A 16,423-nucleotide genomic window follows, 5' to 3' on the forward strand; every position below is an offset into this window, starting at 1 on the left:
CGAACAGCCCGGATGCCAACCGCCGCAAGGTGGTGCGCCCATGGGCATCAAGCTGATGGTCGAGATCATGGATCACTGGCAAGACGCCGGGCTCACCGCTGGCGAGCGCGCCGATCTGCTCGTTCTGGCTGAGAACGCAAAGGACTCGACCAGGGAGACCTTCGGCCCCGTGCACGAGGACTACATCCTCAAGCGTGTCGGCAAGAAGGCCGCTGCATGGCGGGTAGCGATCTCTGCACTCAAGGCCAAGGGCGTTCTGGAGTACGCCATCCGGGACGGCCGCGAGATGTCTGGCCAGCCTGGTCGGCATGCGGTCTACCGCTTCCCCGTCCTGTGCCCGGAAGCCCCTCACGATGGCCTGCGAGGGCAGTGCACCCGTTCGGAACGCGTTAGCCGTCAGCTAACCCATTCCGAGCCGGGCGACGATGGGATGGGTTATCCCTCAGCTAACGCGCTCGACGGAATGGGTTATCCCACAGCTACAGAACGGGTTAGCCCTCAGCTAACCCCTACTCCTCCTATCTCCTCGAGTACTACCTCCTCCACCCCTGCCGACCCGTCTGCCTCACCCACCACAGGAGGAGGCGGAGGAGACCAGCAACAGGACGAACAGCGGGCCGAGCAGTTCCTCCAGTCGCTGCCCTCGCCCTGGGGCGTCGGACGGGCAACCGCGCGAAGGCAGGCCCCGCTGCTCCTGGAAGCCATCGCCCGGCAGGGGTGGGACCTCGACGCGGACCTCGCCGCCCACCTCACGGCTGACCGTGGCCCCGTCAAGACCTACGCCGGTGCGCTCGCATTCCGCATCGACGACCTGCCCAAGAAGCCCACCGCGAGGACCCGCGCCTCGCCCGTCCTCGAGACCTGCGACCGCTGCCGCGACCAGCCCCGCCCCGGCTGGGTCGACTACACCGACGAGACCACCGGCCGCGACAAGACCACCCGCTGCACCCACCCTGCCGACCAAGCCGCCTAAGGACCAGCATGACCACCACCACCGAGGCCCCGACCTCGAGCGAACATGACGACCGGGATGCCCGCCGGATCGCCGTCGAACAGCCCGTCCTCGGCGCGCTGCTCGCCGCTACCCCGAGCTACGACACCGTCAGCGACGTCGCCCAAGTCCTCCGCGGCGGCGGAGACTTCGCTCGGCCCGCCCACGGCCTGATCTACGAAGCCGTCCTGCGGCTGCACGGCCGCGACAACCCGACCACCCCGATCGCAGTCGCTACCGAGCTCGAGCGCAACGGCAGCCTCGTCCGCGCCGGCGGGGCACCCTACCTGCACAAGCTCGCCTCCCTGGCCTACCCCGGACCGTCCGCCGCCTACTACGCCAACCAGATCCGCGGCCTCGCCCGGCTCGAGGACTTCTTCAACACCGCCGTCCGCGGCGCCCAGCGGGCCCGAACCGCCGACCCCGAAGACCCCGACGAGGCCATCGGCGGCCACCTCGCCGAGGTCGAGCAACTCCTCGCCGGGAGCCTCGACGACGACGATGCCGACTTCGGGCGCTTCGGCGACAGCCTTGACGAGCACCTCGACTCCCTCGAGGCCGACATCGCGAAGCCCTTCGCCGTCACCGGATTCGAGGACATGGACTCCCTGATGAGGCTCGAGGTCGGGCAGCTGATCCTCGCCGCGGGCAGGCCAGCCATGGGCAAGTCCGCGTTCGCTCTCGGGGTGGCCACCGCTACGGCCGCCACCGGTCGCCCGGTGCTGTTCTCCTCGCTCGAGATGAACCGCCGCGAGGTCTCCAACCGGATCATCGCCGCCCGTGCGCGCGTCGGATTCCACCACCTCAAGCGCGGCAAGGCCGGGATGGACGACGACGACTGGTCCCGCATCGGCCGGCACCTCGAGCATCTGCGGGACCTGCCCTTGTGGATGGACTACCGGGCCCGCAATACCCTCGGCCGGATCCGGGCCCGTGCGAAGCAGGTCACCCGCGAGACCGGGCTCGCGCCGCTGGTCGTCATCGACTACTTCGGGCTGCTCGAGCCCGACCGCAGTGGTCGGCGCCAGGAGAACCGGTACGCCGAGGCCACCGAGATGAGCCGCGAGCTGAAGCTGATGCCCCGTGAACTGGGCTGCACCGTGCTGGCCCTGGCCCAGCTCAACCGCGGGCCGGAGCAGCGGACGGACAAGCGGCCTGTCGCCTCGGACCTGAGGGACACGGGTGCGCTCGAGCAGGACGCCGACGCGGTGATCCTGATCCACCGCGAGGACGCGTACGACAAGACGTCGTCGCGCTCCGGCGAGGCCGATCTGATCGTTGCCAAGCACCGCAACGGGCCGACTGCGGACATCACCGTCGCCGCGCAGTTCCACTACTCCAGGTTCGTCGACATGGCGCAGAGCTGACGGACTGCCGGGCATCCTGAATTCACCCTCACGAGGAGCACCGTGGACATCCGACCGCAAGACCTGCCCGAACTGCGAGCCAATCTGGTTGCGTGCAGCGAGAGCCCGAAAGGGATCGAGTGGTGGAATCGGCGCACCTTCGAACCGGCTTCCTGGGTCGAGGATCACGACGGCAGCGTCCTCGTTGTCGATCCGAGCCCCGAACAGCGGCGCACCTCTGAGATGAGCCGCCTCCGTTCTGCCGACTTGTTCTACGTCTCGGACGACATGACCGATCTCGCTGAAAGCGCCGCCGAATCGCTGCCGGACTTCCGCGTCGAGACCTTCGACGTGCCAGCGACCGAAGGCTTCATGGTGTTCGGGCACCCGCTCCACAACGTGATCGTGGAGCACGACGACACCCTCGGCCATATCCAGGGAGTCGCCTGGGGGATCGCCTCCAACACGGACCTCGGCCTCTCGTTGTGGCTCTCGTTCTACGCGAACCTGGAGCACGACTGGGACAGCATCATGGCCATCAACCCTGGCCTCGGCCGTGGCGGCGCATGGCCCAAGTGGATGTACGAAGTCGACGCCGAATGGTCATTCGCCCCCGCCTCGGCGCAGGTGTCCCCGCAGAACTCACCGCTCTACCTATGGGGTCGAACCGTCATTGCAGCCTGGCTGCTGATGCAGCAGTCCCTGGCCACAGTGGAGCAGCTGGAGCCTGACCGCGCCGCTCGGAAGCGTCTGCGTCGCGAGGGTCACGAGCCGGCCGGTGTCCGCGTGATCGAGCTGCGCCGCCCGAAGCACACCTCAGGCGAGCCCGGGGAGTCGGGACGGAACTACGTGCACCGCTGGATCACCCGTGGTCACTGGCGTCAGCAGTGGTACCCCAGCCGCGAGGTGCACCGCCCCGTCTGGATCGCCCCGCACGTCAAGGGCCCCGAAGGCGCGCCGATGATCGGTGGGGAGAAGGTCTACGCCTGGAAACGGTGAGGCCGTCTGACCCTGTGGCCGGCTCCTTGCGCCCGGCATCATTGAGCCACGAAGCCCACCCACACCACGAAGGAGACCCCGCATGGAAGCTGCCCTCCTCGCCCTCGACCTCAAGCCCCCGCCCGGCGGCGAGGTCCTGTACGCCTCCGACCGGTGCACGGTCATCTGGGGCGACTGCCGCGACCCGGCCGTCATCGCATCCGTCCCCGCCGGGTACGGGCTGCTGTGCACCGACCCGCCCTACGGCGTCAACTACCGGAGCAACGTCGGCCGGAACTTCGACCGCTTGCAGGGCGACGACGGCACCGTCGACTGGCCCGGGGCCCTGGCTGAGTGGGTCGGCCCCGAGGGGACCAATGTGCGCGGCCTCGCCAGGAACCGGCACTGCTACGTGTTCGGCTACACCCCTGACCAGGTGCGTGGTGCCATGCGCCTTGGCGGCACAGCCCAATTGATCTGGGACAAGTGCATGACCGGACTGGGCGATCTGACCTCGCCCTGGGGGCCAGGGCATGAGCCGATCGCCTTCGGGGTGCACAGCAAGTCGAACATCTCCCGGGCCTCGGAGGGCACGCTGGCTGCCCGGCTGCGGCACGGCAGTGTGATTCGCGTGCCGCGCCCCAATGCGGCTTCGGTGACCCGGCACCCGACGGAGAAGCCCGTTCTGCTGATGTCGCAGTTGATCGAGTCGTCCACGGTGCGCGGCGACCTGGTCGTGGACCCCTGCGCCGGTTCGGGCAGCACGGCCGTCGCCGCTGTGCTGATCGGTCGCCGGGCGTTCGTCGTGGAGATCGACCGGACCTACGCCGAACTGACCGTCACCCGCGTCAAGGCCGCCGAGAAGATCGCCGACCAAATCGCCAAGTGCTGACCACGCCCACCACCACCACCATGGAGACCCGGATGTCTGACGACTACACCGACCACAGCGCCGACTACCGGCAGGGCCTGACCGACACCGACGGCAGCCCCCGCGACCAGGACCCGCCCGAGGAGCAGCCCGCGCCCGCCGAGCCCGCGACGATCGCGTTCGCCACCGGCCAGGAGGTGACCCTGCACCACTGGAACCTGGACGCGTTCGGCCCAGACAGTGCGATCGAGTGGCTGCTGTACGGCCGCGTCGACCCAGGCGCCGCAGGCCCGGAAGGGGCGGGGGGCGCACATCACCCTCGCAGTGCTGCCCGGCCGCGCACCCCTCCGGTCGGTGGACGTGGACGTCGAGGTCACGTCCTACGGCTCCGGGACACCCGTCATGAAGATCCGCTGGACCGAGCACCGATGACGACCGAACCTCCGCTCGCCCATATGCGCTGGATCGAGCAGCGCCCGTGCGGCTGCATCACCGCCGGGATCGTCGCGGACTGGGGCGACGGCGTGCACCTGTTCCCGACTCTCGCCGAGGTGACCGCCCATCACTACCCGATGCCGTCCGACCGGCTCCGCGCCGCCGAGCTGGGGCTGACGCTGCGCCTGGTCACCGCCCGGGAGTTGCGCGACCTGCACGGCGGCGGGCGCTGGAACTGTGCCGACCACACGGTGCAGGAGCTGATGCACGGCCCCAGCCACCCTGCCTGACCTGCCTGCCTGACCTGCTGGACCCGGCAGCGGTACCGTCTGAGCTGATTGATAGGCCCTAGTTATCGGTCCGCCGGTTCAGACGTTCAACATCCGATCAATGACCTGGAGGAACCCTCATGCCCGCCGACCGTCCGACCCGCGCGTGCCCGCACCGCTGGTGCCGCCGCACCCACACCGCCCTCGCCGCGACCGGCGCCGTGTTCCTCGCCGAGATCCTGTTCCACGGCCTCGCGTCGATCCTCTTCACAGGCCTGCTGGCCGTGGTCTCCCTCGCCGTGTACTCCATGGTCCACGGCAAGTCCCCGATGGAGGGCGCCTTGGACGACCTGCCCCTCGCCGGGATCAACCTCGTTGTGCGCCCCGGTTGGGCGCGTGCGGCGGTCGGCTGCGACCTGTTCTACGCCGCCACCGGGCTGTTCGGGGTCGTGCTGCTGCCGATGCCCTCGCAGCACGGTACGACCGTCCCGACCGCGGACACTGCGGGGTTCGTTGCTCTGGTGGTCACGGTCGCGCTGACGGCCTTCACCCAGTACGCCCACCGGCAGGCCACCCGCCCGGCGAAGCCCAAGCGGGTCCTGGTGCCGGCGCTGAGCAGCACGATCTGAGGACCGCCTTCCGCCGCCTGGTCGTTGGCCGGGCGGTACTCACCCCGACAGGAGACCGCACGTGACCGAGCTTGACGCCATCCTCTGGACCGGCGAGAACATCGTCGAGGTCTTCGCGTTCATGTACCCGACCAAGCCGATCTATGCCAACGACCTGTCGCACATGAACTTCACCAACGCCGACGACCTGATCGCCATCCAGACCGACACGGGCCTGGCGGTGGCGTTCAAGGGCGACTGGATCACCCGCGACGACATGGGAGATCTGGACGTCCGCAAGAAGGACGTGCCCGTCGAGGCGTGCGCGGCGAAAGTCCGAGCCGAGGCCGCCGCGCAGGGTCCCGCACCGTTCGATCTGCTCACGATCCGCTCGGCGCTGGAGAAGTTGCCCGCGACATGCCGCTACCACGGCGAGCGCATCGAACCCGAAGGCAGCAGTTGGGTGTCGCTGAGGGAGTCGTGCTGCGATACCGGCCTGCCGTCCGTACTGAGGCGTCGGGCGATGGACGTGCTCGACAGGATCGAGGCCGCCCGGTGAGCAGCCGTGCGCTTGTCTGCTGGCCGGCGCATGCGGGGCCGGGGTGGGGCGGGTCAGGCGTCGGGGGAGAGCGGGGTGGCCTTCAGTGCTTCCCTGGCGAGGGTGCGGGCCGTCTCGTGGTTGACGTCTGCGGCCTTCCCGATGGCCCGCCAACTGAGTCCGGCGGCGTGCGCGGCGGCAATGTCGAGGGCGCGGGCGCGCTGGGCGGCCTTCACGTCCTCGGCTCGCTGTCGGAGTCGCGCTTCCCAGTCGGTCATGTGCCGGATCGTCCCATGATTCTTGTCTAGAAGCTAGACGGGAGTGGGCTGACCTGCGATGCTTAGTGTCTAAGATTTAGACAGAGAGGCTGGAGATCAGCATGGGCGTCGACTTCTCCCACACCGAGGCGCACTGGGCGTACGGCGGTTTCGGGCGCTTTCGTACCGCGCTCGCCAAGCACGAGGGCATCGACCTCGACCAGATGGAGGGCTTCGGCGGCGACATGCCCTGGGCTCCCGTCGCCACCCCGCTCAAGCCGCTCCTCGACGACTCCGACTGCGATGGCGAGATCAGCCCCGAGGACTGCGCCACCGTCGCGCCCCGTCTGCGGGAGGTCATCAATGCGGTATGGCCGGGCGACTGCCACGACCGACACGACGGGCTGGCCTTGGCTGACGGCATGGAGGCTGCCGCCGAGGCTGGCGAGCCGTTCGAATTCTGCTGACCCCTCCACCACCGAGACCGGAGCCTGACCATGACCGACCCGACCCCGACCACCCCCACCGATGCCGCGATCGCGTACCGCTCGAAAGGAGCCTGACCGTGTCTGACGTCACCCCGATCACCCGCGACGAGACCACCGCGCCCGAGGAGGCTGGCCTTGCGGGGGCCGTGAACGTCCTGCTGTCCGGCCTGCCCCGCGTGAAAATCACCCCGGCCACCATCGACCAGCACCTCATCGACCAGTGGTACGAACGCGAGCGGAAGTACGGCGAGGAGATCGCCGCGCTCAAGGAGCAACTGGCTGCCGCTCCCGCCCAGGCTCTCGACAAGGCAGCCGACTTGGCTTTCGAGGTTGGCCAGGCGTACCGCGCTGGCCGGTACGGCGAGGAGCTGTCTGGCCGTGATACCCGCGATGCCTGCGAGAAGGTCGGGTGGAAGCTCCGGGCGCTGGCCGACCCGGCTGACGAGCATGCTGCCCGCGAGGCCCGTGACGGGTGGGAGGGATGATCGCCGCCACCGACGAGACCGCGACCGAGCTGACCCCGCTCCTGCGGAAGATCCTCACCGAGATGGGCAAGGAACCCGGTGCGCACCTGCTCCGCCCGGAGGTCCTCGGCGCCCTCGCCGTACGTGCCACGGTCGCTGCCGCCGCGGTCGTCGGGAACCCGCTCGCCGGCCACCACTGCACCGGGTGCGGATGCGGGACCGACGCCCAATCCACCCCGCCCGAAAGGACCATCGTGACCACCACCGACAAGCCCGCGTCGCTCCTGACCAACGCCATCGAGAAGCTACGCGCCGCTGCGTCCGCTGCGACACCTGGCCCGTGGAATGCCAGCGCAGTCGAGAACGACCCGTACATCGACGCAGGTAACGTCCGCGACGGGGGCTACGGAGCCGTGGCGATGACGGAGCGCGATGCCGACAAGGGCGGCATGGCCGACGCCGAGTGGATCGCCCTGCTGCACCCCGGCGTCGGGCAGGCCGTGCTGGACCTGCTGGAGCTGCACCGGGACGTCATCGTCGCCCGCGCCCTTGCCGACGGCGGCGGTGACCATGCGGTCGACCTCGGCGGGGAACTCGCGCTGACCGTCGCCCGGCAGATCCTCCGCGTCGCCAACTGACCTCTGCTGCCTGTGCTTCGGGGCCAGGCGGCACCCAACGAAGGAGCAACACCGTGAGCAACCCGACCGAGCCTGACGCCCAGCACGCCGCGATCGTCACGGCGATCCGCGCCTTCGCGTTCTGGAACTACGGCCTTGACGACACGGACCCGAACAGCGAGTACGCCGAATGGGTGCCAGACCTCGCCACCGCCCTGCAGGCCGTGCTGCTGCCCCGCCGTGGTGATTCGGTCGAGGCGTGGCTCAAGGCCCAGCGGGACGAGTACATGCAGGGTGGCATTACCGCCAACGCGATCGACAATCTGCTCGACGACTACCGTCTGCACGCCGACATGGGTACGCCGCTCGGCGAGCACGTCTGCGAGCAGCACTGCGACTGCGGCGGAGGCGGGGAGTGAGCGCCCGCACGATGTACACCCGTCACTGCGCCGAACCCCACTGCCCGGGTCACCTGATGTGCTTCGCGTGCCGTGGTGACGTCTGCCACGAGACCGGGTGCGGCAGCTGCTCCTGCGGCCCGGAACCGTGCGCGTGGGCGTCATACAAGCCGGACTGCGAGCCGTGGGACCCGGAGTGGCCGCCGGACACGGTGGTCGAGCTGGTCTGGCCGGAGCTGCGGGCGGTCGAAGCGACAGAGGGGGGAGATCGTGGCTGACCTCACGTCCCGCGCCCGCCACGTCGAGATCACCCTCGACCTGGAGAACGCCCCCGACGTCCCGTGGCCCTGGGAATCAGACGCCGGATCGGTTGTGCCCGATGAGATCGTGCTCGGCTACACCCGCTGGCCTCGCGGCGGCCGGATCACCGTGACCGCCCACGTCTTCGGGATGCACCGGGACACCGACGGGACTATGACGTCCAACCGGCTCGACATCGAACTGGATCGACTGCCGGGCGGTCTGCCGGAGTGGGCGCAGCAGTTGGCTGATCAGCACATGCCGGTGGCGTTCCAGCCGAACCGGGCCTGATTTGGGGTCTGAGCTGCACGAATACGGCGTGATCAAGGGTCAGATCTGAGACACTGGAAGCACCGCAAAACACCACCAACTCCCGCAAAGGGGAACCCTCATGGCTGATCTCCTCGACCCCGCCAACGTCGAACGCGCCCTCCGCCAGTTCATCGCCGGTGAGGTCGACTACGACATCCACAAGAACTTCGAGTGCGGCGAAGAAGACGGCGAAGACAGCTATCCGGACCTGGCCGACGCGTTCCTGGGCTACCTCGAAGCCGACGCGGCGGAGACTGCCACCGACCGGGCGGACGCGGACAGCGACGTGTTCGCGCTCATCGCCGAGATCGCCAGCAGGCTCACGGACGCCACCGACGAAGGCGAGTACCACGCCGCCAGCCTCATCGGGGACCTCGCGAACGGACGCAAGACGATCACGGAGGCCCGCGAAGACCTCGCGGACATCACGTTCCGGCACGTCTAAGGAGATCGCCGCGATGATGTACAACCAGCTCGACCGGTTGCTGCTCCTCGACAGCCTGGAGATCGCCCTCGACGGCGGCTGCGGGCTCTGCGGTACCGAGCAGCTGCACCTGTGCGCGGGGTGCGGGCTGTGCCGCTGCTACGACCACGACACCTGCGTGCGACCGGCGGGTGCGTGATGGCCGAGCGCCCCTGGTACCCGCACCAGAACACCACCCGTGGCCACATCGACCCGCCCCGCTGGGCGAAGTCCACATGGGAACCGTCCGACCCGGCACGGCGCGTCGAGAACCGCGAGCACGACCGCCGCCGCCGCGAGGCCAACCCCGTGCTCGCGCCCGGGATGCTGGTCATCCTCAACCGGCAGCCGAAACGCATCGTGGAGATCCGCGAACAGCCCGATGACCTCTGGCCCGAGGCGTTCGAGAAGCAGTGGCTCGGATGCCTCGCCGACCATGAACGGTTCCACCCGGACAAGCCACGACTGGAGCGGGCGGCCTGGCGCGACCGGCCCGTGGTCGTCGTCCTTGTGGCCGATAAGCCCCGCGCGAAGGAGGAGCACTGGCAGTTCCCGGCTTCCTACCGCTGGGACGTCCTCCCGGAGCACTACTCCGTATGCCGTTCCTGCGGTCAGTTACCGCCGTGTGACGAGGAGATCGCCGACGAAGCGGTCGACCGGGCGGTCGGCCGGACCGAGCACCTGATGTCGATCCAGTCGGGGTGCTGCCTGGGCTGCGGTGAGGCGATCACGTCCCGGATGACCGCGACCCGGTTCCCGGGCCCGAACCTGTGGCGCCCCGACATGGGCGACGGGACCGCTGTGTTCCATGCCCGTGCCGGGTGCTCCACCTTCGTGTACCAGTACCGGGAGCTGTGGCAGTCCAAGGGTCACGCGCCCGCCGAGCAGACACTGCCGCTCTCATGAGAGGCCTGCGATGACCGCCCGCTGCGACCTGACCGAGCTGCCTGAGGACATGTGCGACCACTGCCGCCCCACGCCGCCGGCCCGGCCCCGCCCGTCCACGCACCAGGATGTGCGCTGGCTGACCGCCCAGTACCCCGGCCGCTGCACGGGCTGCGGTGACCGGTGCCAGGCCGGGAGCAGCATCATCCGCGACGGCGACGACGGGTGGCTCGCCGACTGCTGCGGCGAAACCCGAATGACCATCAACCTGGAGGACACGATGCCCCGCCCGCTGCTCCTGATCGACGTCGACGGCCCGCTGAATCCCTACGCCGCGAAGCCCTCCCGCCGACCCGAGGGCTACGACACCCACCGGATGCGCCCCACGGGCTGGGAGGGACCGCACGTGAAGCCGCTGCGGGTCTGGCTCAACCCCGCCCATGGACCGGCGCTGCTGGCCCTGCCGTTCGAGCTGGTCTGGTGCACGACGTGGCAGGCCGAGGCGAACGACTGGATCGGCCCGCACCTCGGCCTGCCCGCCCTGGAGCACGTGCCGTTCGAGGAGGTTCGGGTGCCGTCGCGGAAGGACGGGACGTACTTCAAGACGTGGGAGGTCGTCCGGTGGGCGCGGGGCAGGCAGTTCGCGTGGGTTGACGACGAGGTCACCGACGCCGACCGGGAGTACATCGCCGACATCCACCCGGGGCCTGCGCTGCTGCTGACGATCAATCCGGCGGTTGGGCTGGTGGACGCGGACTTCGAGCGGCTCGCCGAGTGGGCGGGAAGCCTAGAGCTGGAGGCCGACCGTGGCTGAGCCCGCCTTCGGCCGCCTGAGTATCAACATCAACACCGCGACCGAGGCTTCCCTCCTCGCCCGCCGCACCGAGCTGGGCATCACCATCACGGAGCAGGTCCGGCGTGCTGTCGCCCTGCTCGACCTGTTCGACCGCGAGACGCAAGCGGGGAACCGGATCAGGCTCGTCGGCAAAGGGCCCGACCAGGAGCTTCTGCTGCTCGGGGGCGGTCGTGGCTGACACCGAGGACTTCGACGGTTGCAGTTCGTCGAGTTGCCGCCCGCGCAACAAGCCGTGGCAGCACACCTACGCCTGGGGCCTGTGCGCGCATGCCCCGGAGTCGGCCCGGCCCGAGCCGAGGGTCACGCTGCTGGGCGCGTTCCAGGCCGACGACGGCGGCATGTCGATCGGGACGACGTCGTACACCGTGACCGAGCTGGCCGCGAAGATCGAGACGGCGCTGCGGGAGGTCGGGATCACGCTCGGCCCGAAGTCCCTGGAACTGCTGGAGGGCGGCCACCGGATGCACCTGACCGGCAGGGAGTACAGCGCCATGGCACTGACCGTGGCCACGATGCTCGCAGGGGAGTACCCGTGACTGCGACCACCGACGTCGCTGCCCTGCGCGCCGCGTCCGCTCACCTCCAGACCCGCCGCGACGGCCTCCCCGCAGGCCTGAACCTCCTCGTCGCCGACGTGTTCGACCAGTGGGCGCGAAATGGGCGGCTGGGACGCGGACCAACTGCACCGGATGGGCGGCCCGGAGACGGTCGCTCTCGCCCGCGCTCTGCTGGCCCGAGTGGGGGAGCGGACCTGCATCTGCGGGACCGCGCCCGATCCGGGGATCTGCCCGATCAGCCACAGCAAGGGACTACCTGCGGGCGGCCACTGCGCCTGCGTTCACGCCAAGGAGGCCACCGATGCCTGACGTCTCGCTCGCGGACCTCGCCGCCGCCGTCCGGGCCGGGCTCGACGCCGAGGCCGAGGGCGCCCAGGCGGCGACCCCGGGCCCGTGGCGTTCCGAGCACTGGGCCGACGGGCAGCACCGGGTACGCGGCGCTGGGAGCCGACTCGTCCACTGCGACGGCGGCTACCCGTCGGACTGGCCAACGGGCGTCGTGAACCCCCGGGCTGACGCCGACCACATCGAACGCCATGACCCGGACGCGACGCTGGCCCGTGTCGCCCGGACCCGCCGGCACGTCGAGCTGCTGGTCGGCGAGGAGCACGGCTTCGGCTGGACGGAGCAGTGCCACGGCGAGCCCTGCCTCTGCGGCCGGGATGAGCGGGTCCGCGCCTACCTGACGCTGCTGCTGACCACGGAGGAAGCGTGACCGAGTACCCGAACCATGTCGCTATCGCCCAGAAGCTCTTGGAGCAGCAGGGTGAGATTGCCGACTTCAAGGCCCGCACCGAACGGGCCGAGGCGACGATCTCCCGCGTCCGGGCCGAGTGCGACCGCATCGAAGCAGCGGTCCGCGACAACCCCCAGGACCATGCCTTCGACGCCGGGTACCTCGCTTCGCTCAAATGGATCAGGCACGCGCTCGACGGCACCGAGGACGGTGACGGCGAGGCGGTCGCGGACATCCCGCTGACCAGCAGGAACGTGACGGACATTGAGGGCGGGCGTCAATGACGACTGGTGGTCCAATCTGCCATCCTGATCCCATGACGACTACCGCCCCTGTGGCCACCGCTCCTGCCCGCCGCCGTGTCTTGCTGCGTGCCCTGGCTGCGGCTGATGGGCCGAGCCGGCTGCTGCAGCGGATCCTGCCCGACAAGGCAGGCGAGCGGGTCGAGGTTGCGGCGTTCAGCTCGTCAATCTGACCCCAGCACGTCCCGCAGGTGTGTCTGGGCTTCGGCGTCGGTAAGGCGTTTGCGCCGGGTCTGGATGGCAGGTGTGCCCCACCGGTACGTGCGGGAGAAATTGGACGGGAAGCCGCGGACGTCGACGCTGATGGTGACCTGGTACGCGGTGCCGTAGGGGTACCGGTGGCGGGCGTCGACGGTAGCCCGGCGCCAGGCCCCGGCGGCGTAGATCCACAGCAGGGGCTGGTCGCCGTGGGGGTAGACGAGGATCTCGGCCTCGGGTTCGCCGGGGCGCCAGGGGCGTACCTCGAGGGCCTCTTCGGCGGGGGTGTAGTCGGGCGGATCGTCCATGGTTCGAATATACGTTCGATGAGGTGAGGGTGCACCGCAGCCCCCGCAGGTCACGGCCATGTGTCAGACCCAGCACCTAGCGTCATCCCTGCGCACCAGGACGCCACGGCGACCCAGGCACCGCGCACACGGAGGCGGCCCACCCGACATACGGGGTGGGCCGCCTCCGACCCGTTCACCAGATCGGCAGCCGCAGCCGACGCGCGATCCGCTCCCGCCACCGCTGCTCCAGCGCTGTCCGCCGGGCCATGTCCGCAGCCTGCTCCCACAGACTCGTTCCCGTGTAGATCGGCATCTCGTAGGGCCTGCCATCGCTGTCGCGGGAGAGCCGCATGCAGTGGTCGGCGAGGCGGTTGAGGGCTCTGGACTGGGCGCTCACTGGTACCCCAGCTCCTTCTCCAGCTCGGCGATCCGGGCGGCCATCTGCGCATGCTCGGCCTTGATCTCGCTGTCGGCGCGGACCGGCGTGTTGCTGAGGAACCGGGCCGTGAGGTGCATCAGGGTGATCGTCGGGACGGACAGCGGCCAGAAGAGGCCGTTCAGGAACGCCCCGAGCTGGTCGTCGCCTCGGGAGTGGTTGTCGAAGAACTTCACCGCATCCGCCAGGATCACCTCGGGCGGCTTGCTGCCGATCTTGGAGTAGCTGGCGACGTAGTCGTCGATGCTCGCTGCCCGCCAGCGGCCGTACAAGCGGCGGGCAATGAGCGCACCGACGGCTGAATAGGCCGCCAAGACGGCGGCGACGATGAGAGAAATCACTGCTGCTCCCGTTCCCGCTCGTACATCCCGAGTTCCTCGTCGAGCCGTGTCAGGTCGTCCGCTGCCCGCCGGTGCCGGCACTGCCCGGGGCAGCCCTGGGCGCACTCGTCCACGCGGCAGGCATCAGCCGCGCCGGCCGGGGTGGGCGCGGCACCGAGAGCCACAGCCTCCCGCAGAGTGCGGAGGGCCCACCGAATCCAGGCGTTGAACTTCGCCTGATCAGCATCAGCAGACAGAAGCGCCGCCGTGTAGTCGAGCCGATCGGTCGCCTGGTGGATCACGCTGAGGTGCTGGAGGGCCTGCTCGGCGCGCCTGTGCTGTTCCAGCACCCGGGTCCTGAACTGGTCGCGCTCGGCCTCGGCGGCCTGCGCCCGTTCCTGCCAGTGCAGCGCGTTCTGCTGCTGCTCGGCGGCGGTCTCCTCCACGGCGGCCAGCTCGGCTTCCAGCCCGCGGACCTTGGCCTGGTGCCGGTCGTCCGAGCACACCAGCGGGACGGACGCCATGGCCCGGTCGCGTTCGGCCCCGGCATCCACCGCGCGCTGCTGCGCCTGCTCGAACTGGTAGGCGCTGTGGACCGCGTGAGCGCGCCAAACATGCCAGGCCCGGTGGCGCGCGGACTGCCACGCCGACCGGAAACGGTTCAGCTCGGCCTCCGTCGACTTGGCACGCCGCCGCCATCGGGCCGCCGTCTCTCGCTCCTCTTGCAGGCCTCGGTCGAGATCGTCGTTCGCTCGACCTCGGGCGTCGGCTCGGCCCCGGGCGAAATCCCGCTCGATGCTGACCTTCCTGACCTCGGCGCGGAGCCGGTCCAGCTCCGGCTGCACCACGGCCAGGACGGCGTCCGTGAGGGCGTCGACCGGCCCGTACAGTTCCGTGAGCACCGTCATGCGCATCGCCGTCCCACGGACCGGGGCAGCGCGCAGGGCTTCGGCGAGCTGGTCGCGCAGGGACGGGTCAGCGGGCACGGTCGGTCTCCTCGGCGTCGGGGAAGGCACTGGCGTACTGCGGGCATTCGTCCTCGTGATCGAACGGGTCCGGGTAGCAGGCGCAGGGCCGCAGGAACGCGATCACCAGGTTGGCGATGTCGTACTCGCTCAGGCCGAACCCCATGCCGCCGGGTGCGAGCGCGGGGAACGTCCGGCGCTTCAGCTCGGTCCGCAGGTGCCCAGCGAGGCGGTCGCGCTGCTCGGTGTCAGCGGCGACGGGGATCGGCGGCGGCGGGGCAGGCAGGCTCACCATCGCACGCAACAGGCCGTCGTAGAGCTCAGCCACGGTCCTGCTCCTTCCATTCGGCGGCGAGACGCAGCGCCTCGGCGACGGTCCGGCCGTCGGCCCGGACCAGCGGGGCGTGCTGCTTGGCGATGCTGCGGGCGAGACCGCTGCCGGTGATCCGCGCGGCGTCGGCCTTCGACTCCGACCAGAGGCGGTCCTCGTGCACGGTCAGGAACATCCCGCAGTGCTCGATCACCCACCGCCCGTCCTGCTGCTGCTCCACCGTCACGTCCCAGCGCCAGGCTTCGAAGAACCCCTCGGGCAGGCAGGTCACGGTGTAGCGGGACGGGCGGACAGTCGGATCAGGCAGGTCAGGCACGGCGGGTCTCCTCGATGGTGAAGTGGATGATGATCTCGTCGTCCACGGGCAGCACCCGCAGCGCGTCGTCCGACAGCGACTGGTCGTCCCGCAGTTGGTGGATCTCCCGGTACTTCATCTCGGCGGCGGCCAGCGCCTGGTACACGTCGGCGCGGGTAGCACCCCACGGCTGGGCGGCGGGGACGGTGTACTCGATGCGACGGGAGATGATCTCGCGGCTGCTGTAGGTGGCCATCAGTTTCCCTCCAGTGCGTATCCGGTGCGGCGGGGCTGCCCGGTACGGGTCAGCGCGGTGGCGGTGGACTCAGGCATCGGCGTTCCTCTCGGTGGCGCGGGCGGCGTGGATCAGCTCGTTCGGGGTGTGGCCGGCGCAGTTCCAGCTCCCGTTGCCGTTCAGGGCCCGGTAAGTGGCGGAGTCGACGAGGCGGTAGCCCAGGCCGGCGAGTCGCGGCGGGGCGAAGTGCTCCCGGGCCTCGCCCTCGGTCGTGATCGTCCAGCCGCCTTCGCCCGTGACGGTGGCTACTGCTGCGGCGCAGACACACCCGCAGGGCCACGCCTCGACCCAGATGCCGGACGCGAGCAGCTCCACCTCGGCCCCGGTCATGCCTGGCCGTCCTCGGGCAGCACAGCAACAGGAGCGGCCGGTAGCGCGAGCTGGCCATCAACCTCGACCGCTGGGTACGGCGGCAGCAGGTCGGCCCGCGCAGCCTCGTGATCCTCGTCATCGCGATCGCAGACCGCGCGGACACCGTCCTCGGTCACGTCCCAGCAGATCGAGCGCGCCCACTCGGCGGCATCACGGGCGCTATCCCAGTGCGGGACGCCCTCGCCGATCTCGGCGTCGGTCTTGCAGACGTCGCACAGGATCGTCAGGCAGGTGTGGGACTTCAGCACGG

Annotated in this window: 31 protein-coding genes; 21 read left to right on the plus strand and 10 right to left on the minus strand. The window is 69.8% G+C overall.

Going from position 1 to position 16,423, the window contains the following annotated elements:
- Positions 1-40 precede the first annotated feature (40 nt).
- From ACXKR8_RS42715 to ACXKR8_RS42745, 7 genes are all read left to right on the plus strand, one after another.
- Positions 41-973 carry a hypothetical protein gene (locus ACXKR8_RS42715; protein ID WP_458269896.1) on the plus strand — a complete coding sequence of 311 codons (933 nt, stop codon included), beginning with the start codon at positions 41-43 and terminating at the stop codon, positions 971-973.
- 8 nt (positions 974-981) lie between these two features.
- Positions 982-2,358 (plus strand): replicative DNA helicase, encoded by a 1,377-nt coding sequence (locus ACXKR8_RS42720; RefSeq protein WP_458269897.1) that lies wholly within the window; start codon positions 982-984, stop codon positions 2,356-2,358.
- Positions 2,359-2,400: 42 nt separating this feature from the next.
- Positions 2,401-3,336, plus strand: coding sequence for a hypothetical protein (locus tag ACXKR8_RS42725; RefSeq protein ID WP_458269898.1), 936 nt, complete (start codon positions 2,401-2,403; stop codon positions 3,334-3,336).
- 82 nt (positions 3,337-3,418) lie between these two features.
- Positions 3,419-4,207: a DNA-methyltransferase gene (locus tag ACXKR8_RS42730; RefSeq protein ID WP_458269899.1), complete on the plus strand. Its 789-nt coding sequence runs from the start codon at positions 3,419-3,421 to the stop codon at positions 4,205-4,207.
- Positions 4,201-4,911 carry a hypothetical protein gene (locus ACXKR8_RS42735; protein WP_462100070.1) on the plus strand — a complete coding sequence of 237 codons (711 nt, stop codon included), beginning with the start codon at positions 4,201-4,203 and terminating at the stop codon, positions 4,909-4,911. Before ACXKR8_RS42730 ends, ACXKR8_RS42735 begins: the two co-directional genes overlap by 7 nt.
- 119 nt (positions 4,912-5,030) lie before the next feature.
- Entirely contained in the window at positions 5,031-5,519 is a 489-nt protein-coding gene (locus tag ACXKR8_RS42740; protein ID WP_458269902.1) for a hypothetical protein, read from the plus strand.
- 61 nt (positions 5,520-5,580) lie between these two features.
- Positions 5,581-6,057, plus strand: coding sequence for a hypothetical protein (locus ACXKR8_RS42745; protein ID WP_458269903.1), 477 nt, complete (start codon positions 5,581-5,583; stop codon positions 6,055-6,057).
- Positions 6,058-6,110: 53 nt separating this feature from the next.
- Here ACXKR8_RS42745 and ACXKR8_RS42750 read toward each other — a convergent pair whose 3' ends face one another.
- On the minus strand, positions 6,111-6,314 hold the full coding sequence (locus tag ACXKR8_RS42750) for a hypothetical protein (RefSeq protein WP_458269904.1): 204 nt from the start codon (positions 6,312-6,314) through the stop codon (positions 6,111-6,113).
- 101 nt (positions 6,315-6,415) lie between these two features.
- On the opposite strand from ACXKR8_RS42750, the gene ACXKR8_RS42755 reads away from it, so the two are divergent.
- The 14 genes from ACXKR8_RS42755 to ACXKR8_RS42820 all read left to right on the plus strand — a co-directional run bounded on the left by ACXKR8_RS42755 (position 6,416) and on the right by ACXKR8_RS42820 (position 12,653).
- Entirely contained in the window at positions 6,416-6,760 is a 345-nt protein-coding gene (locus ACXKR8_RS42755; RefSeq protein ID WP_458269905.1) for a hypothetical protein, read from the plus strand.
- A 98-nt stretch (positions 6,761-6,858) separates the two neighbouring features.
- On the plus strand, positions 6,859-7,266 hold the full coding sequence (locus ACXKR8_RS42760) for a hypothetical protein (protein ID WP_458269906.1): 408 nt from the start codon (positions 6,859-6,861) through the stop codon (positions 7,264-7,266).
- Complete coding sequence (locus tag ACXKR8_RS42765; RefSeq protein ID WP_458269907.1) at positions 7,263-7,883, plus strand: ead/Ea22-like family protein; 621 nt, start codon at positions 7,263-7,265, stop codon at positions 7,881-7,883. Before ACXKR8_RS42760 ends, ACXKR8_RS42765 begins: the two co-directional genes overlap by 4 nt.
- Positions 7,884-7,936: 53 nt before the next feature.
- Positions 7,937-8,281, plus strand: a complete 345-nt coding sequence (locus ACXKR8_RS42770) for a hypothetical protein (RefSeq protein WP_458269908.1) — start codon at positions 7,937-7,939, stop codon at positions 8,279-8,281.
- Between the two features lie 249 nt (positions 8,282-8,530).
- Positions 8,531-8,851 (plus strand): hypothetical protein, encoded by a 321-nt coding sequence (locus ACXKR8_RS42775; RefSeq protein WP_458269909.1) that lies wholly within the window; start codon positions 8,531-8,533, stop codon positions 8,849-8,851.
- A 100-nt stretch (positions 8,852-8,951) separates the two neighbouring features.
- On the plus strand, positions 8,952-9,317 hold the full coding sequence (locus tag ACXKR8_RS42780; protein ID WP_458269910.1) for a hypothetical protein: 366 nt from the start codon (positions 8,952-8,954) through the stop codon (positions 9,315-9,317).
- Between the two features lie 13 nt (positions 9,318-9,330).
- Positions 9,331-9,495, plus strand: a complete 165-nt coding sequence (locus tag ACXKR8_RS42785) for a hypothetical protein (RefSeq protein ID WP_458269911.1) — start codon at positions 9,331-9,333, stop codon at positions 9,493-9,495.
- Complete coding sequence (locus tag ACXKR8_RS42790; RefSeq protein ID WP_458269912.1) at positions 9,495-10,241, plus strand: hypothetical protein; 747 nt, start codon at positions 9,495-9,497, stop codon at positions 10,239-10,241. Before ACXKR8_RS42785 ends, ACXKR8_RS42790 begins: the two co-directional genes overlap by 1 nt.
- Positions 10,242-10,500: 259 nt before the next feature.
- Positions 10,501-11,034 (plus strand): HAD domain-containing protein, encoded by a 534-nt coding sequence (locus tag ACXKR8_RS42795; RefSeq protein WP_458275230.1) that lies wholly within the window; start codon positions 10,501-10,503, stop codon positions 11,032-11,034.
- Positions 11,027-11,254: a hypothetical protein gene (locus ACXKR8_RS42800; RefSeq protein ID WP_458269914.1), complete on the plus strand. Its 228-nt coding sequence runs from the start codon at positions 11,027-11,029 to the stop codon at positions 11,252-11,254. The genes ACXKR8_RS42795 and ACXKR8_RS42800 overlap by 8 nt, the downstream gene beginning before the upstream one ends.
- Complete coding sequence (locus tag ACXKR8_RS42805) at positions 11,247-11,612, plus strand: hypothetical protein (RefSeq protein ID WP_458269915.1); 366 nt, start codon at positions 11,247-11,249, stop codon at positions 11,610-11,612. Before ACXKR8_RS42800 ends, ACXKR8_RS42805 begins: the two co-directional genes overlap by 8 nt.
- A 120-nt stretch (positions 11,613-11,732) precedes the next feature.
- On the plus strand, positions 11,733-11,942 hold the full coding sequence (locus ACXKR8_RS42810; RefSeq protein ID WP_462100071.1) for a hypothetical protein: 210 nt from the start codon (positions 11,733-11,735) through the stop codon (positions 11,940-11,942).
- Entirely contained in the window at positions 11,935-12,348 is a 414-nt protein-coding gene (locus tag ACXKR8_RS42815) for a DUF6221 family protein (protein WP_458269917.1), read from the plus strand. The genes ACXKR8_RS42810 and ACXKR8_RS42815 overlap by 8 nt, the downstream gene beginning before the upstream one ends.
- On the plus strand, positions 12,345-12,653 hold the full coding sequence (locus tag ACXKR8_RS42820; RefSeq protein WP_458269918.1) for a hypothetical protein: 309 nt from the start codon (positions 12,345-12,347) through the stop codon (positions 12,651-12,653). Before ACXKR8_RS42815 ends, ACXKR8_RS42820 begins: the two co-directional genes overlap by 4 nt.
- Before the next feature lie 182 nt (positions 12,654-12,835).
- On the opposite strand, the gene ACXKR8_RS42825 is transcribed toward ACXKR8_RS42820, so the two are convergent.
- The 9 genes from ACXKR8_RS42825 to ACXKR8_RS42865 form a co-directional block, all read right to left on the minus strand.
- Entirely contained in the window at positions 12,836-13,177 is a 342-nt protein-coding gene (locus tag ACXKR8_RS42825) for a hypothetical protein (RefSeq protein WP_458269920.1), read from the minus strand.
- Between the two features lie 175 nt (positions 13,178-13,352).
- The gene (locus tag ACXKR8_RS42830; protein ID WP_458269921.1) at positions 13,353-13,556 is read right to left on the minus strand and encodes a hypothetical protein; all 204 of its coding nucleotides are present in this window, start codon (positions 13,554-13,556) and stop codon (positions 13,353-13,355) included.
- Positions 13,553-13,936, minus strand: coding sequence for a hypothetical protein (locus tag ACXKR8_RS42835; RefSeq protein ID WP_458269922.1), 384 nt, complete (start codon positions 13,934-13,936; stop codon positions 13,553-13,555). The genes ACXKR8_RS42830 and ACXKR8_RS42835 overlap by 4 nt, the downstream gene beginning before the upstream one ends.
- Positions 13,933-14,901 carry a coiled-coil domain-containing protein gene (locus ACXKR8_RS42840; protein ID WP_458269923.1) on the minus strand — a complete coding sequence of 323 codons (969 nt, stop codon included), beginning with the start codon at positions 14,899-14,901 and terminating at the stop codon, positions 13,933-13,935. The genes ACXKR8_RS42835 and ACXKR8_RS42840 overlap by 4 nt, the downstream gene beginning before the upstream one ends.
- Positions 14,891-15,208, minus strand: a complete 318-nt coding sequence (locus ACXKR8_RS42845; RefSeq protein WP_458269924.1) for a hypothetical protein — start codon at positions 15,206-15,208, stop codon at positions 14,891-14,893. The genes ACXKR8_RS42840 and ACXKR8_RS42845 overlap by 11 nt, the downstream gene beginning before the upstream one ends.
- Positions 15,201-15,527 carry a hypothetical protein gene (locus ACXKR8_RS42850; protein WP_458269925.1) on the minus strand — a complete coding sequence of 109 codons (327 nt, stop codon included), beginning with the start codon at positions 15,525-15,527 and terminating at the stop codon, positions 15,201-15,203. The genes ACXKR8_RS42845 and ACXKR8_RS42850 overlap by 8 nt, the downstream gene beginning before the upstream one ends.
- A complete protein-coding gene (locus ACXKR8_RS42855; protein ID WP_458269926.1) occupies positions 15,520-15,762 on the minus strand; it encodes a hypothetical protein in 243 nt (80 codons plus the stop codon). Before ACXKR8_RS42855 ends, ACXKR8_RS42850 begins: the two co-directional genes overlap by 8 nt.
- A gap of 69 nt (positions 15,763-15,831) precedes the next feature.
- Positions 15,832-16,131: a hypothetical protein gene (locus tag ACXKR8_RS42860; protein WP_458269927.1), complete on the minus strand. Its 300-nt coding sequence runs from the start codon at positions 16,129-16,131 to the stop codon at positions 15,832-15,834.
- Positions 16,128-16,421, minus strand: coding sequence for a hypothetical protein (locus tag ACXKR8_RS42865; protein WP_458269928.1), 294 nt, complete (start codon positions 16,419-16,421; stop codon positions 16,128-16,130). The genes ACXKR8_RS42860 and ACXKR8_RS42865 overlap by 4 nt, the downstream gene beginning before the upstream one ends.
- Between the last annotated feature and the right edge of the window lie 2 nt (positions 16,422-16,423).

The sequence above is a fragment of the Streptacidiphilus sp. PAMC 29251 genome (genome assembly GCF_054208735.2).

Excerpts from the sequence above, each read along its gene's own strand:
- ACXKR8_RS42815 (WP_458269917.1), top strand. The coding sequence starts at position 11,935 with ATGCCTGACGTCTCGCTCGCGGACCTCGCCGCCGCCGTCCGGGCCGGG.
- ACXKR8_RS42730 (WP_458269899.1), top strand. The coding sequence starts at position 3,419 with ATGGAAGCTGCCCTCCTCGCCCTCGACCTCAAGCCCCCGCCCGGCGGC.
- ACXKR8_RS42860 (WP_458269927.1), bottom strand. The coding sequence starts at position 16,131 with ATGACCGGGGCCGAGGTGGAGCTGCTCGCGTCCGGCATCTGGGTCGAG.
- ACXKR8_RS42720 (WP_458269897.1), top strand. The coding sequence starts at position 982 with ATGACCACCACCACCGAGGCCCCGACCTCGAGCGAACATGACGACCGG.
- ACXKR8_RS42825 (WP_458269920.1), bottom strand. The coding sequence starts at position 13,177 with ATGGACGATCCGCCCGACTACACCCCCGCCGAAGAGGCCCTCGAGGTA.
- ACXKR8_RS42785 (WP_458269911.1), top strand. The coding sequence starts at position 9,331 with ATGATGTACAACCAGCTCGACCGGTTGCTGCTCCTCGACAGCCTGGAG.
- ACXKR8_RS42740 (WP_458269902.1), top strand. The coding sequence starts at position 5,031 with ATGCCCGCCGACCGTCCGACCCGCGCGTGCCCGCACCGCTGGTGCCGC.
- ACXKR8_RS42780 (WP_458269910.1), top strand. The coding sequence starts at position 8,952 with ATGGCTGATCTCCTCGACCCCGCCAACGTCGAACGCGCCCTCCGCCAG.
- ACXKR8_RS42855 (WP_458269926.1), bottom strand. The coding sequence starts at position 15,762 with ATGGCCACCTACAGCAGCCGCGAGATCATCTCCCGTCGCATCGAGTAC.
- ACXKR8_RS42755 (WP_458269905.1), top strand. The coding sequence starts at position 6,416 with ATGGGCGTCGACTTCTCCCACACCGAGGCGCACTGGGCGTACGGCGGT.
- ACXKR8_RS42715 (WP_458269896.1), top strand. The coding sequence starts at position 41 with ATGGGCATCAAGCTGATGGTCGAGATCATGGATCACTGGCAAGACGCC.
- ACXKR8_RS42790 (WP_458269912.1), top strand. The coding sequence starts at position 9,495 with ATGGCCGAGCGCCCCTGGTACCCGCACCAGAACACCACCCGTGGCCAC.
- ACXKR8_RS42765 (WP_458269907.1), top strand. The coding sequence starts at position 7,263 with ATGATCGCCGCCACCGACGAGACCGCGACCGAGCTGACCCCGCTCCTG.
- ACXKR8_RS42795 (WP_458275230.1), top strand. The coding sequence starts at position 10,501 with ATGCCCCGCCCGCTGCTCCTGATCGACGTCGACGGCCCGCTGAATCCC.
- ACXKR8_RS42810 (WP_462100071.1), top strand. The coding sequence starts at position 11,733 with ATGGGCGGCTGGGACGCGGACCAACTGCACCGGATGGGCGGCCCGGAG.
- ACXKR8_RS42750 (WP_458269904.1), bottom strand. The coding sequence starts at position 6,314 with ATGACCGACTGGGAAGCGCGACTCCGACAGCGAGCCGAGGACGTGAAG.